Raw genomic sequence first — 17213 nt, 5'->3', positions numbered from 1 at the left:
TATGGCAATTAGATTTAAATTTTAATTTATTTAAACATTATAGTGTTGAATAGGTTTTATAAATCCAGATTTAGTCACTATGGTGACACTCTAAATATCATTTCTTATAATTCATCATTATGAAACTTACAGCTTGTGATCTATTTTTATAATAGTATTGATTTAAATCGATAGTTCCTTCAATTTCACCTTCACGGTATTTCATCTCATTGGTGAAATTATTAATCATCACAAAATCAGATCGATCTCTAATGATATCCAAATCATCATTTCGTGCAAAAAAGTGCTCTAGATTTAAATGTGCGTAATCCATAAAAGTCCCTCCTCTTTATTCAAAAAGTATTTATGTTGAAAAGCCAAGTTAGCATGCAAATAAAACACTTATTTTATATATTAATAAAGTCTATGACTACTATTTAACACCTATTGCTTCAATTACGCAAATGATTATTTTCAAACAATAAGTTAACTTCTATTTATCCGGAAATCACTTTATGTACATAAATAGGAGTTAATTACATGTCATTTGAGGAATCATATAAAAAATACAATAATATCATACATTATTTGTTAAAAAGTTATCAAATCACTTATAATTATGATGAATTTTATCAACAAATGCTCATTAAAATGTGGCAACTTACACTCGATTTTGATGAACAACAATCTTCTTCTTTTAAATCTTATCTATTTATACGCTTAAAATTCTATCTTATAGATTTATTTAGACAAAAAGATACTACGCTTAATATATGTAGTATTGATACCCTTTCAGAACTTTCTCCGTCAATTTCAATCAACGAAATCGATTTATTTATTAAAGATATTTCACAACAGTTACTTCCACGCGAACGAGATTGGTTAGCCTTATATTTACAAGGATACAAACAATATGAAATTTCCCAAATCTTAGATTTTTCACCTACAACGATTAAAAAAATAAAATCTAACACAATACGAAAACTACGTCGTTATTTAATTTTATCTACAAAGGATTGACATCTATGAAATGTATATCAACGCATTCACTTTTATATCTTCAAACTGCGTTTTCAACAAATGTTGAAACCTATATTCAGTATGAACATTACAATATTCATTTACCATGTTCACCTGAAAAAACATTACATTATTTATTGGAATTACATCAAAAATCTTATCATCATCAATGTATGTTATCTAAAAATATTTTAAACATAAAAAAACTCATACCTATCTATATCAATGAGGAAACCATATTATTTCCAGTTACGCAAAAACGTGCATCGATTAAATATTTTATCAATGCACGCAATATTATAGGAATTCATTCTTCAATTCATACCACAAAGATAGTTTTTGAAAATGGTTCGACTATCGAAGTGAACATCCCCTATACCCTAGTAACAAAAAAGTGGCAAGAAAGTCTTACCGTAGGTCATATCATAGAGAAAACTACTTTTTATTAAATTTATATTCTAAAAGCTTTTTAGTGAATAAGGCAGTCGTATGTTTAATAGCATATAAACTAGCAATCATCATAACTATCGCAATAATCAAAACAGTTAACATAACAAAACCTGATAAATCAATACGTGGGTTGATATAGGCATGTACTATAGCTAAGCTGGTCACTAACCCTAAAATAAAGAGTCCGAGCAAAAATGCATAAGCTAAAACCATACAAATTAAAAGTACGAACACATGAGAAGTCGATTTTTTCTTATGATTAAATATAAATTTCTTTAAATATTCATTTGAAAATCTTATTGGCTTATTTGTGTCAACACTTTTATCCTGATCAACTGAGTCAATATATTTGTTAAGCGCATTTTTTTCTTTAGCATTTAAAAACCATAATTGCTTATTTACTCTTTTGATGAATTCATTTTTACTCATTTGATAGGTACCTCTCTTCAGAATTAGTCATATTTATCAATAGTAAATGAATTAAACTATTCTTTCAAATCTTCTTATATAACTAAAATAAAACAGCAATCTAGTGAAATAAATCCACTTAATTGCTGTTTTTTTACATTTATAGAATTGACAAACCAGAACTTTGAATATCTTTGGCAAAACCTTTGACTGTATCTACTGAAAGTTCTCCTATATCACGGCCTAAATTATTATTAACTTTTTTTACAACATCAGCTGGGCAAGTAATAATATCAGCGCCAATTTCATCAGCTTGAATTACATTATATACTTCACGACAACTAGCCCATAATAATTGAACGCCTTCTTTACTATGAGTTACCTTAACGGCTTCTTTCATCAAAGGAAGTGGATCAATACCAGTATCTGCAATACGTCCTGCAAATACTGACACATATGTTGGCACACCTTCAGTTACAACGTCAGTAATTGCTTTTACTTGCTCTATAGTATAGACAGCTGTAACATTCAACCTTACCTGTTTCGATGATAAACTTTTAATTAATGGTAGTGTAGACTCACCGGTTGTTGTAACAATAGGAATTTTTACAAATACATTATCACCATATTGTTTTAAAATCTCAGCTTCTTTTTCCATAGTAGGTAAATCGTCGGCAAACACCTCAAAAGAAATTGATGCGTCAGGTATTTCACTAACCGCTTCCTCTGCAAAAGCTTTATAATCAGTTACACCCGCTTTAGCCATTAAGCTTGGGTTCGTTGTAAAACCATCTACAAGTTGATTCTTATATGCTGATTTCATTTCTTCAATATCTGCACCATCCGCAAACACTTTAACATTTAATTTTGTCATGTCATTTCTCCTCCTGAACGTGAAAGGTCAATACTATCAATTATATGTATAGAATTGATTATTTGTATGTATATCATACTAAAACTAGGGATAGCGTTTTGTTATCACGTTTTAAATTTAAAAATTTTATAACTTATTTATAACATGACCTTGAAATGTAAGCGAATTATTTGCTTTAATTTTAAATATACTGTCTAAAATGGAATGAAAATTACTATGTTTAAGTTTAATAAATATGATAGTATATTGTAATAATGTTTATCTAGGAGGCAGTTTATGGCTCGGTCAAAAAAGTATTTTTATCTTAGTCTATTAATGATAATTTTAAGTTTTTTCTTTAATACCAATAATTCATTATTGAGTAATATATTTCAATCGTTTATGAAAATTGTTGTAGTTACAAGTATCGTTAATATTATAATACTTATTTTATCGATAGTTTTTGCCGATAAATCTATAAAGTATGCTAAGGAAAGTTCAGATTGGATTAGATTTGCAAGCAAAATTTTACCATTGATTATTTTAATCACTATTATTATCCATATTCTTTCATCTTTACATACTTTTGGTTACATTTTTAAATAAACAATCAACTCTTTTATATTTTGAGGTGAAATATAGATGCAATATCTATATATTTTTGTAGGCGGTGCTTTAGGTGCATTGATAAGATTCTGTTTATCAATGCTTAATGAAGGTTCAACCTTTCCGTTGGGAACATTTGTTGCAAATTTATTGGGTGCTTTTTTAATGGGCAGTATCGGCGCTTTAAGCGTTTCACTCTTTAAAACTCATCCAAACATAAAAAAAGGGCTTACCACTGGTTTACTTGGTGCGTTAACTACTTTTTCAACATTTCAATTTGAACTTATAACACTACTTAATCAACATCATTTTATACTGTTTACTGTATACGGTGTAACGAGTTATATTTTAGGAATACTAAGCTGTTACCTCGGTGTCAAAATAGGAGGTAGATTTTCTTGATTACTATTTTGCTCGTTATGTTAGGTGGAGGAATCGGTGCTGTATTTAGAGCCTTAATCACAAATATATGCCAAAGCTTATTCAATAGTAAAATTCCTATTGGAACATCTATAGTAAATATTACAGGTAGCTTAATTATCGGGTTTATGATGGGGCACGCCCTCGCTAGCCAGGATATGTTTCCTTTCTTTGTTACAGGTGTTCTCGGAGGTTTAACTACTTTTTCAACATTATCATCTGAACTTGTTAATATGTTAAGCCCTCAATTTAAACCATTACGTTTTGTAGTTTATTCCTTATTACAATTTATTTTAGGTTTCATTGCTTGCTTCTGTGGATACCATATCTAATATTAAAATAACTTTTACTTACGGTTATAGTAACTTATTTCATAGATTATGATTTCTATTTGTATCTTTAATTATCTTATTAATTTAGAAGCTCAACGAAACTAAATCCTTATTAAGGTCCTCAAGCTATCATGACAACGAGAATAATTGTAGTTAAAAAATAAACATATTCTCAACTCAACGATGTTGTACCAATATATAATAATGGCTAAGACAAATGCTATTGTCTTAGCCATTTTACTATTGATTTACTTACCGTCAAATTCAAGAGGGTTAGGTCCAATTCTTTTATCTTGATTTAATTGATCGATTCTTTCCATTTGGTTGTCGCTTAATTCAAAATTCCATACGTCTAAATTTTCTTCTATGCGATGTGGTGTTACGGATTTAGGTATAACAACAACATCGTGCTGAATATTCCATCTTATTACAACTTGGGCTGGAGTTTTCCCTACTTCATTAGCTACTTCATTTATGACATCATCATGGAGAATTTGTGAATTCATTAATGGAGACCATGATTCCATGATAATATTTTGGGCTTCTAAATACTTTCGCAATTTATTTTGTGTTAAATAAGGATGAAATTCTACTTGGTTAATGACCGGTTTAATAGAAACTTGGGCAAGCAAAGCTTCAAAATGTTCTGGGGTAAAATTGCTCACACCAATATTTTTCACCTGATTTTGTTTATATAAGTCTTCCATACCTCTCCAACTATCAATCATTACCGCTTCATTTGTACCTGGCCAATGCATTAGATATAAATCTAAATAATCCAGTCCTAATTTTTCAACAGATTGGCGATAGGCTTCTTCCACATTTTGACGTCCAAAATCAGTTAGCCATAATTTAGAAGTTATAAATAAATCTTCACGGCTCAAACCAGTCGATTTTAATCCTTCCTTAATACCTTGACCTACCGTTTCTTCGTTACCATAAATCATTGCCGTATCTATACTTCTATAACCTTGTTCGATAGCATGTTTTACAGATTCTCTACATTCATCGCTATCTTTTACTCTATAAGTTCCGAGTCCTATTTTAGGCATTGTTCTTCCGTTATAAAATTGAACCGTCTCCATATAATCTCTCCTTTAATCATTGTAATTAAAAAATTTACTAGTAATACATACCCTTTTTTTACTTTTTAAAAAAGTAATACTATCAAATCAAAAAAGTCTTCAAAACAATTAATTTGTAGTAATTGTTTTGAAGACTATAATAAGCACTCATATGAAAATAAAGTAATTTCTTTAATAATTTAATTGAATGACTCAATTTTATCCATGATATCTTGTAAATCATCCACATTGTACTGTATGCGTCCATGGAAAACAAACTTATTAAAGAATTCATCTAATTGTTCAGGACCAACTAAAACTTTAACATTTGATGATTGTGTATAATGAGAAATAGTCACATCATTATCCTTTTTAGGATTAAAATACAGTATTGATGTTGGCGTATATTTAGTATTCAATTCATTTTGTAAGTCTCCTGCTAATTTTTCAATATGTTTAATCTTATCCGAATAATTAACAAAAGATAATGAATGTTGATCTTCATTTTGATCCAAGACCAATGTCTGTGGCTGTGATGAATCTAAGTCGAGCGTGTCAAAAACTTGTGACATCGTAGGTAATTCTTTAAATTGCGCACCACTAATGCCATTATAAACATGGCCTTTTAATAATTGAGAGTCAATAATATATAAGCCAGTTCGTGTAAGTACTAGATGACTCACACGTTCAATATTAGTTAACTCATTACTAGGCAAGAAAATATTTGCCATAATATGCATATCTTCAGGGCGTATTCTCTTTTCATTTACTAGTCTCTCACGAATACCAATTAATCTCATATCTGTAACATATTCGCTATGATTTTTTGAGAATAGTTTCAACGCATCAATTTCACGATTTTTGTTACTAACTGTCACGTCAAAATCTTCTTGTTGTTTTGTAACAACTTTTTTATTCTCTACTCTCTCTTTTTCTAAAGCTTCTTCATGAGATTCTTTAAGATGTTGCTCTTTTTCTTTATAATGTGCTTCTGTTTGATTTTTCACTTTCTTCTTACTATGGTTCGCTACTAAGAAGAGTACAAAGAATAAAACAGCCACAAGTATTGCAACAATTAAGCCGATTACTGTCGGTGAAGAAAAATCCATTAAAACAACGCTCCTTTATCAGTTTCAATAACTCTAATTATAATAGAAAAAAGGCTTATTTTCGACATATATTTTATAATTATTTATTTTCTATTTTACAAGTCATTGAATTTCAACTGCATCTTTTAAAAGGTTGACTTTATCTAATTTTTCCCATGGTAATAATACGTCTGTACGTCCAAAATGACCATACGCTGCTGTTTGTTTATATATCGGTTGTTTTAAGTCTAACATTTTAATGATACCTGTTGGTCTTAAATCAAAATGCTTTCTTACAGCTTCAACTAAACGTGCTTCTGAAACCTTTCCAGTATCAAACGTATTAATTGAAATAGAAACGGGTTCTGCTACACCGATTGCATATGCAAGTTGTACTTCACATTGTTTAGCTAAACCAGCTGCAACAATATTTTTAGCTACATATCTTGCTGCATAAGCTGCTGAACGATCTACTTTAGTAGGATCTTTACCACTAAAACAACCTCCACCATGACGGGCATAACCACCATACGTATCAACTATAATTTTACGTCCAGTTAAACCAGCATCTCCTTGAGGTCCTCCAATAACGAAACGTCCAGTCGGGTTAATGTAAAATTTAGTTTCTTCATCTAATAAAGCTTTATCTACAGTTGGGTATATAACATGCGTTTTAATGTCTTTTTCAATTTGTGCTAACTCTACATCTTCAGCATGTTGTGTAGAAACAACAATAGTATCAATACGTCTAGGTTGGTCATCTTCATCATATTCAACAGTCACCTGTACTTTTCCATCTGGACGAAGATAATCTAAAATTTCATCTTTTCGTACATCAGATAATCGTTTAGCAAGTTGATGTGACAGGAATATAGGTAGAGGCATATACGTATCAGTTTCATCAGTTGCGTATCCAAACATTAATCCTTGGTCACCTGCACCTGTTGCTTCAATTTCTTCTTCAGAAATTTCATTTCGATATTCAAGCGCTTTGTCTACACCCTGTGCTATATCAGGTGACTGTTCATCAATCGCAGTTAACACTGCCATTGTTTGTGAATCATAACCATATTTTGCTCTAGTATAACCAATATCTTTAATCGTTTCCCTCACCACTTTAGGAATATCTACATAAGTAGTTGTTGAGATTTCTCCAGAAATAAGTGCCATTCCTGTTGTTACTGTTGTTTCACATGCTACACGAGCATTGGGATCATCCTTTAATATTTCATCAAGAATGGCATCTGAAACTTGGTCAGCAATTTTATCAGGATGGCCTTCAGTAACTGATTCTGAGGTAAATAATCGTTTATTGTATGTCATCATTTTCTCCTTTAAATAAATTACGAAAATTCTCTTTAAATATGAGAGCTAAATAAAAGAGCCTTCTTCACTATATAGATAGAGAGAAGGCTCTTAAACGTCCATTCGCTCTTATCGTTCAGACCATATTTGTCTGCAAACGGTTTGGCACCTTTCTTTAAATAAAGAGGTTGCTGGGTTTCATTGGGTCCATGTCCCTCCACCACTCAGGATAAGAGAATCCGTTAAACTTAATAATATCTAATTCAAAGTATGTTGTCAATTTTATACATTGTCACTATTTCTATTTTAAAGTGGATAAATTCAATCGGTGTGTTATACTATCTAAATGTAAGGGCTTACATAAATTATTGTATGGAGGGATTGGGTATGTCTATAGATACATACACAGAAACACTTAAGATAAATCAGCTAATAGAAAAAGCTACATCACATTTTCAACTATCATCAACACAATTATACAAAAAAATTTTAAAAAACCATGAGGGTGAATTAACTGAACTGGGGGCAATAAATGTTAAAACAGGTAAGTACACTGGTCGTTCACCTAAAGATAAATTTATTGTCACTGAACCATCGTATAAGGATAATATAAATTGGGGAGATATCAATCAGCCCATGGATGAAGAAACATTTCTAAAACTTTACAATAAAGTACTCGACTATTTAAATCAGAAAGATGAACTTTACATATTTAGTGGATATGCAGGGAGCGATAAAGAGTCACGTCTTAAACTTAAGGTGATAAATGAATTAGCTTGGCATAACTTATTTGCTCATAACATGTTTATTCGTCCAGAATCTATAGATGAAGCTCAAAATATAAAACCCAACTTTACGATTGTTTCAGCACCTAACTTTAAAGCTAATCCTGAATTAGATGGGACAAATAGTGAAACATTTGTCATTATATCTTTTAAACATAAAGTGATTTTAATTGGTGGTACAGAATACGCTGGTGAAATGAAAAAAGGTATTTTCTCTGTAATGAATTATTTGCTTCCAATGCAGGATATCATGAGTATGCATTGTTCAGCTAATGTTGGAGAAAAAGGAGATGTAGCATTATTCTTTGGATTATCAGGAACTGGTAAGACGACGCTTTCTGCCGATCCAAAACGTAAGTTAATTGGTGACGATGAACACGGTTGGAATAAAAATGGCGTTTTTAATATTGAGGGTGGATGTTATGCAAAAGCAATTCATTTATCTAAACAGAAAGAGCCTCAAATTTATAACGCTATTAAATATGGAACAATCTTAGAAAATACAGTTACAAATGATGACGGTACAGTAGATTTTGATGATAACACCTATACTGAAAACACTCGTGCCGCCTACCCTATTGACTATATAGAGAATATTGTTACACCTTCAAAGGCAGCACATCCGAATACGATTATATTCTTAACCGCTGATGCATTTGGAGTTATCCCTCCTATTTCAAAGCTAACTAAAGATCAAGCAATGTATCATTTCTTAAGTGGGTTTACGTCTAAACTAGCTGGAACAGAACGTGGTGTTACTGAACCTCAACCATCGTTTTCAACTTGCTTTGGAGCACCATTCTTACCTTTAAGTCCAACAAAGTATGCTGATCTACTTGGAAATTTAATCGATATTCACGATGTTGATGTATATCTAGTAAATACTGGATGGACAGGCGGTAAATATGGTATAGGGAGAAGAATTAGTCTACACTATACTCGTGAAATGGTAAATCAAGCTATTTCAGGTAAATTAAAAAATACTAAATATATTAAAGATGATACATTTGGCTTAAATATTCCAGTTCAGATTGACAGTGTACCTACAACTATTCTGAATCCTATCAATGCTTGGAACAATAAAGATAACTACAAAGCACAGGCATACGATTTGATTCAACGCTTTAATAATAACTTTAAAAAATTCGGCAAGGAAGTCGAACATATTGCCAACAAAGGTGCATTTAATCAATAATTAATATGCACATTTATATGTTAAATTTAAAAGCATTGTGCCTGAGAAAGCTTTCAATACCTCAGGCACTTAAATTTTTATTTTCGACGTCGTTCATCCATTGATGTATATATTGAATTACATCTTTCATCGCAGCAGGTCGTGGTACATGACCTTCATCCAATTGATAATAGGTTTGATAATAGGTTCCTTTGGATTTTAATTTTTTTTCTAAATAATAAGCTTGGTGTATTCCAACTTGAATATCTTTGCCACCATGAATAATGAGAATAGGAGGACTATCTTTTTTTATAAATTGCATTGCATCTCTGCTCTTATAAGCTTTCGTATCTTTTTTTGGATGTCCAACCATTCGTCGTAACATCCCTCTCAAATCAACTCGTTCTTCATACATTAAATGTATATCAGATACGCCACCCCAAATCATATAACTATCTACAGGCAAATCATTAAAAGTAAGTAATCCCTGTAGACCTCCACGCGAAAATCCTACCATATGTATAAATGCAGAAGGATAGTTTTGATTTAAAAGTCGAATCAAATGCGTTACATCATTTAAATCACCACGGTAAAATTCATCTCTTCCTTCACTTCCATTATTTCCTCTATAGTATGGACCTATAACTAAGGTATGTTCATTTGCAAATTGCATAAGTCTTGCGGCTCTCACTCTTCCAACTTGCCCTTTACCACCTCTTAAGTATATAACAATACGTTTGATATCTTTTTTGCTTTTCGGAATCATCATCAAAGCCTTAACTTTTAAATAATCTACAATATATGTTACTTCATTAAAAAAATGAGTTTCATATTCGATTGGCATGCGCTTTTCCTTAATAAAATCCAAGTGCTCTCACCCTTTCCAAACAATGAAGAATCGCCTTATCATTGATTAAAAAACTTCTTTTATTTAAAGGAATATCATTAATATGATGATAAAGACAAGGGCCTAAAGTCTCGTAATAGGTATCTACATATTCCAAATGACTTACTTCAACGAAGTAAACGTCCTTAATAAACGGCTCACCATGCTCCGTTTTTATACGATACTGTGCAAAATAGTAGATAAATTTTGCGATTGCACCCGTCTCTTCGTATAACTCTCTAATTACTGCTTCTTTACTTTGTTCGTTTATTTCAACTTTACCACCAGGAAACTCTATCCCACGTTGTTGATGGTGTGTAAATAATAACTGACTATTGTATACAGGAATTGCAAGAACGTGATTACCATTTGGCATATCATTTTCATTTTTATAGTTCAATGTTACAACCCTTCCATCTTTATCCTCAAACTCCACGTTCCTCACTTCCTCTCATCCTATGTTAAAATATATTTATCAAATATTTATTTGGAGGCCTTTATCAATGTTGAAAAAAATATTGTTATCTCTAGTTGTATTTTATCAACGTTTTATTTCGCCACTTACACCCCCAACATGTCGATTTTATCCAACATGTTCACAATACACTAGAGAAGCCATCGAATACCATGGTGCTCTAAAGGGACTTTATCTCGGTGTAAGGCGCATACTTAAGTGTCATCCATTGCATAAAGGTGGCTTTGACCCTGTTCCATTAAAAAAAGATAAAAATTCTAAGACCACACATCATCATTAAACTTTGTTAAGTAAAGAACGCTTGACTTTAGGGGGAGTGAAATAAATCATTCCCTCTTTTAATATGCCACATGTTTCTACGATATCATTAGCAAAATAATAACCGTGTGGCGTTATATCACCCGGATAATTTCCTTCTTTAGCTAACATTGCTGTAAAATATCTACTTAGACCAAACTCATACATGCCCCCAACTACAAACCTTATATTTTTTTCTTTCAAAATTTTCATGGCGTCTAACATTCTATCTATTCCTCCAAGTCTAAATGGTTTTAACACGACGACTTGTATGGGATATTGTTGAATTATTGATTGTATTTTTTCTATAGAAAGTGCCTTTTCATCGATGGCAATTCTAGGAAAAATAGACATATCAATATCATTTAAATCTTCTAGAATTTTAAAAGGTTCTTCAATATATATAATATCTGATGTTTTTTCATTGGCTAATTGTAAAAATGCTGGCTTTGTTAATGATTCATTTGCATCTATTGCAATATCACACTCAAGATTTAATAAACGTATAGTTTCAAGGTCTTTGATAAGTGATGTTGACCATTTAAGTTTAATACGTTTCGGTCTTGTTTCTAATAATGTTTCAATTTGACTATTAGTTAAGCCACTAACTGTAGCACCATATTGTACTTCAAAATCATGCAGATCGTTATACATTTGATAAACAGCCATGACAACCATTGATCGAGCAGCTGGTGCATCATTCATTTGATTGAGGTAAGGTAACCATGAATCAAAAGATGCCATATCTCGATGAAGTACTTGTGGTATCCACTTTCTTAATCTATTTGCGACTGTGAGTATTGTTTCTTTGTCATACCAATTAGTTGAAAATGCATTACACTCTCCATAATAAATTTCTCCACTATAAGTTACTATTTCCGTAAACAAACTTTCTCGATGCGTTAACTTCACTTTCGGTGTTGAAATTGGTGATTTAAAAGGTTCCTTATAAGTATATAGATTGATTGCCTTAACTTTCATTATTCTTTCCCTCATTCAAGTCTTCACTTTTGACCTTTTTACGTTGTAATTTACCTGTCGATGTATAAGGTAAAGATTCCACCTGATAATATTTTTTAGGAATTTTATATCTAGCTACATGATTTTCAAAATGTTCTATTAATTCATTACGATTAATATCTTGATTTGTCACATAATATAATATTGGTACTTGCCCCCAAGTATCATCTGATATTCCTACACATACGGCATCTTCAATACCTTCAAAGTCTTTTGCTATTGTTTCAATTTGGTAAGGGTAAATATTCTCTCCGCCACTTATAATCAAATCTTTGCGCCGATCATATATCATGACATAACCCTCATCATCTATTTCAGCTATATCTCCAGTTTGAAAAAAACCATCATTATCAAATGTGTCTTTTAAATCTTTGGGGTATAAATAACCATTCATCACATTTTCACCTTTAATTAATAACTCTCCATGGCCATATACGTTGGGATTTTTTATTTTCACTTCGACATTTTCACTTGGTTTTCCAACAGTATCGAAACGTTCTTTTAACATTTGAGGTGAAGCTGTTAGAAACTGAGAGCAAGTTTCTGTCATACCAAAAGAATTATATACAGGTAAACGGTAAGTCAATGCTTGCTCAATTAATTGTGGTGATAATTTAGCACCACCTAGCAGAATTTTTTCTAAAGAAAATGGTTGAGTCAATCCTGCATCCATTAACCACTTTAACGTTTGTGGAACAAGAGACATGTGGGTGATTGGATAAGTCTTGATTTGTGTTAACATATCATCAGTTTGAAACTTTTTAACAAGTCTGACAGTGAATCCTTCTATCACTGCGCGTAAAATAACACTGAGCCCAGAAATATGATATATAGGTAAGACCGAAAGCCACACAGTATCTTGTTCGAATCCTAAACTATGTTTACAGCCTATAGCACTTGCTAAATGATTATTAAACGTTTGAGGCACAGCTTTTTGAGGTCCCGTCGTTCCAGACGTAAACATAATTGATGCAATCGATTCTAAATTAAATTTGTAACTTGAAACATCACATTTACCTAATTGTGTTAAATCATTAAAATGATATAAATTAAACCCTTCTAATTCTAAAGGCAACGTGTGTACAATCGTTGTTATGTCGACTGAATTCATTTGATTTATCATCTCATGTCGCGTTAAACGTGTATTTATCATAGCTATTTCAATATGAGCTAACCAACAAGCATGAATCAAAACAACTGAATCAATATCATTGCTTATATATAAACCAATCCTTTTCTGATTTAAAGAAGTTAAATATTGCGCGATTGCTTTTGCACGATGATATAATTCTTCGTACGTTAAAGATAACTGATTTGTAACAATCGCCAATCGATTTCCATTTGATTGAGCTTGTTCTTGTAACCAAAAATTCACAATGCATTCCTCCAAATTATATACACGTATAATTATACCTACTTGCTTATTAAATATCAGTAGTTGAGCTTAATATGTTATTTTCAACTTAAAGTAATATGTTTAAAAGTCAATCCCCTATTGAAAATGTGGACTACATGCGTCATCTATAAGTCTTTAATATAGTCATGCTTTTAAGTTAGTAACCTACGCAACTTTCATTATCACATTTCAACTAATAATGTACTCTATTTATTTTCATCAATCATTCTATTATTAGCTATATATACATTTTTATAAGAATCGTTCTCTTTTCAAAAAGAACCACCTCATGAATTCATTATTTAATATATTTCATTTAAATAATATTGTAACACCGATTAATTTGTGATATTTTTAAATTACTTTATATAACAATATGGGGTCTTATATGAGTACCGAAATTGTTAGATAATTTTTCCGAGATATCTCAACGAATATTAAAAGTATAGATTGAAGAGAAATAGATGAAGCTATAAAATTCACTCATTCTAACATTCCAATAGGAATAAAGAGAATTTAAACTGTAACTGATAATGTTTAATGTTTCTAAATTAACAGAATAAAACTTCATAATGAAAAACAATCAAATTATCTCTTATATTACACCTGATGTTACTGAAGATGAAATGAGAGAAATTATAGCTTTTATGGATTAATAAAAACAAAAGAAAAATAGCGATAAATAAAGAGAGACGCTTATATTACTAATTTACACTTTAGTATGATTAAGTCTCTTTTTTTTATAAATAAAATTATGCATAATTTAAGGTTTCATATAGGCGTTGATGTTATATATAAAATATATACAATTTCTAAAAAATTGATAAGGAATAAGAATTATGCATCAATATAAGGAGTTGATTGATGGTATAGATATTAAATATATTGAATTAGAATGAGCCATTTTAGGTAGTGAATTATATGTTAACAGTAGATTATCATCAAGTTCTTATGTGAAAGAAGACATCAAAACTTACTATGTAAAAAGTAATAAAACTAACGCACTTATCTCTTTAAATCAAATTGAAAAAGCAATCAACGCTCACGATTGCAAAACACTTCAAGACTTGAGTAATTACTTTAACTTACCTACTACACATTTATTTCTAACAATGTGATTCTATAACCTTAAATATACAAATTTGCTTTTTTCAATATATTAAAAATTAAACCTGCTACTTTTCATCAAATAGATACACAGGAGGACGTTTTATGCAACAAGAAACGACATCATGGTACAAACAAGAGTGGTTTATAGTTTTATCACTTTTGTTCATTTTTCCACTAGGTTTATTTCTCATGTGGAAATTTAGCAAGTGGCCATCTATTGCAAGAACAATCATTACTGTTGCAATTTCAGTTATCGTATTAGCAAGCATTACCTATTATGGTAATCTACAAATGATTGTACCAGCAACATCAATTTCAAATAACGAAACTAAAGAAACTACAGAGAATACTGTAAATGATAAAGACGAGCTAAATCATAAAGCTGCAGTAGAAGAAACAAAAACTAATTATGACTCCACCAAAGAAAATACTAAAGAACCTGCAAAAGAAAATGAATCTGCAACACGATTGGAGAACTCTGCACTTGAAAAGGCAAAGTCATATTCTGATGATTTCCACATGTCTAAACTAGGAATTTATGATATTTTAACATCTGAATATGGAGAAAAATTTGATAAAGAAGATGCACAATATGCTATAGATCATCTAGAGGCTGATTATGAAAAGAATGCACTTGAGAAAGCAAAATCATATGCCAAAGATATGCATATGTCTAATGACTCAATTTACGATCTTTTGGTGTCTAACTACGGTGAAAAATTTACAGAATCAGAAGCAAAATATGCTATTGAGCATTTGGATAATTAAGTTTACGGACGAGTAACTTTCTCGTCCTATTTTTTAACATCAAGAGTAAAACAATGAGAATGAATGTGCAAAAATTAATATAACATGGTCTTATGATTTTAGATGTAAAATAAGAGCTCTCGTAAAAGAGGTTATAAAACTAAAAAGTAACGTATAAGGCAATGCAACTTAAATACAATGAAATAAATTAGAATTAACTCATTTCGTCTGACACACCGTTTCTAGAATACTTTCAAGATTAGATAAAAATTAATAAAGAGTACAAAATATCACAATTAACTTTAAACCGTTATTATAATGCATTAAATATCTTTGATGAAAAGTTTGGCAATACAGCTATTAAAGATTTTTCACAACTCAAATATAGAGAAATGTTAAAAGAGTATGCAGAAAGTCACTTTATTGGTGGACATAAAAAAAGACATACGAAAGCAAGTGTTCAAAAATTAAATAATTGCTATTCATAAGCTTTTAAAGATGCGTTAAATGAGGAAATAATTGAAAGTGATCCAACTTGGAACGCCCCTATCTATGAAAAGAAACCTACAAAAAAAGAAGAAGATAAATTCATGTCTTTAACTGAATACAGGAAATTAAAATTATTCTCAACTTGTAAAAATGAATTATCATATTTAGCTATTTTTATACTTATAGTTGCAGGTGGACCTTTTGGAGAGGTACAAAATTACAATACAACGATTTAGATTATATCAATATTACTATTCATTTAAGAAGTACTATGACAAAATCAGCTAATAAAATCATTTCAATTGCTAGAAAAGATATGAAACATATACAAAATGTTTTAAACAGACTATTACAGATTTCTGCCAAAAATAAAAAAGAACGTTGATATAACAACGTTCTAACGTAAATCAGTAAAACTAATGCTTACTAATTTTTACTGTTTTACGGAGAGTGAGGGATTCGAACCCTCGAGACGCTTGTGACGCCTACACACTTTCCAGGCGTGCTCCTTCGGCCAACTCGGACAACTCTCCATGCTAGAATATAGTAATAAAAAAACAGAAGCGATATTTCACTTCTGTTTGTATGACTCCTACGGGACTCGAACCCGTGTTACCGCCGTGAAAGGGCGGTGTCTTAACCGCTTGACCAAGGAGCCATGGCTCCACAGGTAGGATTCGAACCTACGACCGATCGGTTAACAGCCGATAGCTCTACCACTGAGCTACTGTGGATAAATAAAATGGAGCGGGTGATGGGAATCGAACCCACAACATCAGCTTGGAAGGCTGAGGTTTTGCCATTAAACTACACCCGCTTAATGAAATACGATTATGGGGCGGTTGAAGGGAATCGAACCCTCGAGTGTCGGAACCACAATCCGATGCGTTAACCACTTCGCCACAACCGCCAAAAATGGTGAATGGTTCAGGACAGAGTCGAACTGCCGACACATGGAGCTTCAATCCATTGCTCTACCAACTGAGCTACTGAACCATAATTGTAATGGCGGTCTCGACGGGAATCGAACCCGCGATCTCCTGCGTGACAGGCAGGCGTGTTAACCGCTACACTACGAGACCTAATAAAACATGTATTGCGGGAGGCGGATTTGAACCACCGACCTTCGGGTTATGAGCCCGACGAGCTACCGAACTGCTCCATCCCGCGCTAATATTATTTTTGACTACCCATTAATCATATCATTAAATTATTAATGATGTCAATACTTTATTTAATTTATTTTAACAATTTCTTTAAATGGTATTAAAGAAAACATGTAACACTTAAGGTTTAATGCCCTCTAAAC

19 protein-coding genes, 8 tRNA genes, 1 pseudogene and 1 riboswitch are annotated in these 17213 nt (G+C 31.5%); of the genes and pseudogenes, 10 read left to right on the top strand and 18 right to left on the bottom strand.

Translation table 11 applies throughout. The features are described 5' to 3' along the window. Positions 1–97: 97 nt before the first annotated feature. Positions 98–313, bottom strand: coding sequence for a hypothetical protein (locus NST35_RS05095; protein ID WP_002446723.1), 216 nt, complete (start codon positions 311–313; stop codon positions 98–100). Positions 314–519: 206 nt separating this feature from the next. On the opposite strand from NST35_RS05095, the gene NST35_RS05090 reads away from it, so the two are divergent. Both NST35_RS05090 and NST35_RS05085 read left to right on the top strand, forming a co-directional pair. Continuing rightward, positions 520–999: a sigma-70 family RNA polymerase sigma factor gene (locus NST35_RS05090; protein WP_002446724.1), complete on the top strand. Its 480-nt coding sequence runs from the start codon at positions 520–522 to the stop codon at positions 997–999. 5 nt (positions 1000–1004) lie between these two features. Further along, a complete protein-coding gene (locus NST35_RS05085) occupies positions 1005–1448 on the top strand; it encodes a competence protein ComK (RefSeq protein WP_002457860.1) in 444 nt (147 codons plus the stop codon). Here NST35_RS05085 and NST35_RS05080 read toward each other — a convergent pair. Continuing rightward, positions 1435–1878: a hypothetical protein gene (locus NST35_RS05080; RefSeq protein ID WP_002446726.1), complete on the bottom strand. Its 444-nt coding sequence runs from the start codon at positions 1876–1878 to the stop codon at positions 1435–1437. The genes NST35_RS05085 and NST35_RS05080 overlap by 14 nt on opposite strands. A 139-nt stretch (positions 1879–2017) precedes the next feature. Next, positions 2018–2731: a transaldolase gene (locus NST35_RS05075; protein WP_002446727.1), complete on the bottom strand. Its 714-nt coding sequence runs from the start codon at positions 2729–2731 to the stop codon at positions 2018–2020. A 276-nt stretch (positions 2732–3007) separates the two neighbouring features. On the opposite strand from NST35_RS05075, the gene NST35_RS05070 reads away from it, so the two are divergent. From NST35_RS05070 to NST35_RS05060, 3 genes are read left to right on the top strand one after another with little or no spacing between them, the layout of a single operon-like run. Then, complete coding sequence (locus tag NST35_RS05070; protein WP_002446728.1) at positions 3008–3316, top strand: hypothetical protein; 309 nt, start codon at positions 3008–3010, stop codon at positions 3314–3316. 36 nt (positions 3317–3352) lie between these two features. Further along, positions 3353–3718, top strand: a complete 366-nt coding sequence (crcB, locus tag NST35_RS05065) for a fluoride efflux transporter CrcB (protein ID WP_002446729.1) — start codon at positions 3353–3355, stop codon at positions 3716–3718. Then, positions 3715–4068 (top strand): fluoride efflux transporter FluC, encoded by a 354-nt coding sequence (locus NST35_RS05060; RefSeq protein ID WP_002457861.1) that lies wholly within the window; start codon positions 3715–3717, stop codon positions 4066–4068. The genes crcB and NST35_RS05060 overlap by 4 nt, the downstream gene beginning before the upstream one ends. Positions 4069–4316: 248 nt before the next feature. On the opposite strand, the gene NST35_RS05055 is transcribed toward NST35_RS05060, so the two are convergent. From NST35_RS05055 to metK, 3 genes are all read right to left on the bottom strand, one after another. After that, on the bottom strand, positions 4317–5153 hold the full coding sequence (locus NST35_RS05055) for an aldo/keto reductase (RefSeq protein ID WP_002446731.1): 837 nt from the start codon (positions 5151–5153) through the stop codon (positions 4317–4319). A gap of 179 nt (positions 5154–5332) precedes the next feature. Continuing rightward, positions 5333–6241, bottom strand: coding sequence for a hypothetical protein (locus NST35_RS05050; protein ID WP_002457862.1), 909 nt, complete (start codon positions 6239–6241; stop codon positions 5333–5335). A gap of 102 nt (positions 6242–6343) precedes the next feature. After that, positions 6344–7543 (bottom strand): methionine adenosyltransferase, encoded by a 1200-nt coding sequence (gene metK / locus NST35_RS05045; RefSeq protein ID WP_340747270.1) that lies wholly within the window; start codon positions 7541–7543, stop codon positions 6344–6346. A 108-nt stretch (positions 7544–7651) separates the two neighbouring features. Next, positions 7652–7761: riboswitch (SAM riboswitch) on the bottom strand. Between the two features lie 151 nt (positions 7762–7912). On the opposite strand from metK, the gene pckA reads away from it, so the two are divergent. Then, complete coding sequence (pckA, locus tag NST35_RS05040) at positions 7913–9505, top strand: phosphoenolpyruvate carboxykinase (ATP) (protein ID WP_002457864.1); 1593 nt, start codon at positions 7913–7915, stop codon at positions 9503–9505. Positions 9506–9566: 61 nt separating this feature from the next. Here pckA and NST35_RS05035 read toward each other — a convergent pair whose 3' ends face one another. Then, on the bottom strand, positions 9567–10352 hold the full coding sequence (locus NST35_RS05035; protein ID WP_080009654.1) for an alpha/beta hydrolase family protein: 786 nt from the start codon (positions 10350–10352) through the stop codon (positions 9567–9569). Continuing rightward, positions 10339–10806, bottom strand: coding sequence for an RNA deprotection pyrophosphohydrolase (ytkD, locus tag NST35_RS05030; protein WP_002457866.1), 468 nt, complete (start codon positions 10804–10806; stop codon positions 10339–10341). The genes NST35_RS05035 and ytkD overlap by 14 nt, the downstream gene beginning before the upstream one ends. Before the next feature lie 70 nt (positions 10807–10876). Here ytkD and yidD point away from each other — a divergent pair, with 70 nt between their 5' ends. Continuing rightward, positions 10877–11125, top strand: coding sequence for a membrane protein insertion efficiency factor YidD (gene yidD / locus NST35_RS05025; protein ID WP_002457867.1), 249 nt, complete (start codon positions 10877–10879; stop codon positions 11123–11125). On the opposite strand, the gene menC is transcribed toward yidD, so the two are convergent. Then, positions 11122–12123 (bottom strand): o-succinylbenzoate synthase, encoded by a 1002-nt coding sequence (gene menC / locus NST35_RS05020; RefSeq protein ID WP_032604475.1) that lies wholly within the window; start codon positions 12121–12123, stop codon positions 11122–11124. The two genes, yidD and menC, sit on opposite strands and share 4 nt — an antisense overlap. Next, on the bottom strand, positions 12113–13537 hold the full coding sequence (gene menE, locus NST35_RS05015) for an o-succinylbenzoate--CoA ligase (RefSeq protein ID WP_002457868.1): 1425 nt from the start codon (positions 13535–13537) through the stop codon (positions 12113–12115). Before menE ends, menC begins: the two co-directional genes overlap by 11 nt. A 1233-nt stretch (positions 13538–14770) precedes the next feature. Between menE and NST35_RS05010 the strand changes: the two genes are divergently transcribed. The 3 genes and pseudogenes from NST35_RS05010 (at position 14771) to NST35_RS05000 (ending at position 16140) form a co-directional block, all read left to right on the top strand. Then, positions 14771–15436, top strand: a complete 666-nt coding sequence (locus NST35_RS05010) for an Ltp family lipoprotein (RefSeq protein WP_002446741.1) — start codon at positions 14771–14773, stop codon at positions 15434–15436. A 200-nt stretch (positions 15437–15636) separates the two neighbouring features. Further along, positions 15637–15886 (top strand): annotated as a pseudogene (locus tag NST35_RS05005) (hypothetical protein). A gap of 119 nt (positions 15887–16005) precedes the next feature. After that, positions 16006–16140, top strand: a complete 135-nt coding sequence (locus NST35_RS05000) for a hypothetical protein (protein WP_002446742.1) — start codon at positions 16006–16008, stop codon at positions 16138–16140. 208 nt (positions 16141–16348) lie between these two features. Here the strand turns inward: NST35_RS05000 and NST35_RS04995 are convergent. The 8 genes from NST35_RS04995 to NST35_RS04960 form a co-directional block, all read right to left on the bottom strand. Then, positions 16349–16437 (bottom strand) — tRNA-Ser (locus NST35_RS04995). Positions 16438–16490: 53 nt separating this feature from the next. Further along, positions 16491–16562, bottom strand: a tRNA-Glu gene (locus NST35_RS04990). A 1-nt stretch (position 16563) separates the two neighbouring features. Next, positions 16564–16638: transfer RNA gene (locus tag NST35_RS04985), tRNA-Asn, on the bottom strand. A gap of 9 nt (positions 16639–16647) precedes the next feature. Next, positions 16648–16721: transfer RNA gene (locus tag NST35_RS04980), tRNA-Gly, on the bottom strand. Between the two features lie 17 nt (positions 16722–16738). After that, positions 16739–16814 (bottom strand) — tRNA-His (locus NST35_RS04975). 13 nt (positions 16815–16827) lie between these two features. Further along, positions 16828–16900, bottom strand: a tRNA-Phe gene (locus NST35_RS04970). Between the two features lie 10 nt (positions 16901–16910). Beyond that, positions 16911–16986: transfer RNA gene (locus tag NST35_RS04965), tRNA-Asp, on the bottom strand. A 14-nt stretch (positions 16987–17000) separates the two neighbouring features. After that, positions 17001–17074 (bottom strand) — tRNA-Met (locus tag NST35_RS04960). Between the last annotated feature and the right edge of the window lie 139 nt (positions 17075–17213).

Source organism: Staphylococcus sp. FSL W8-0304 (assembly GCF_038006565.1).
Classification (GTDB): Bacteria; Bacillota; Bacilli; order Staphylococcales; family Staphylococcaceae; genus Staphylococcus; species Staphylococcus epidermidis.
Note: the sequence above shows the minus strand (reverse complement) of the source record. Positions and strands in the feature narration are given on the sequence as shown.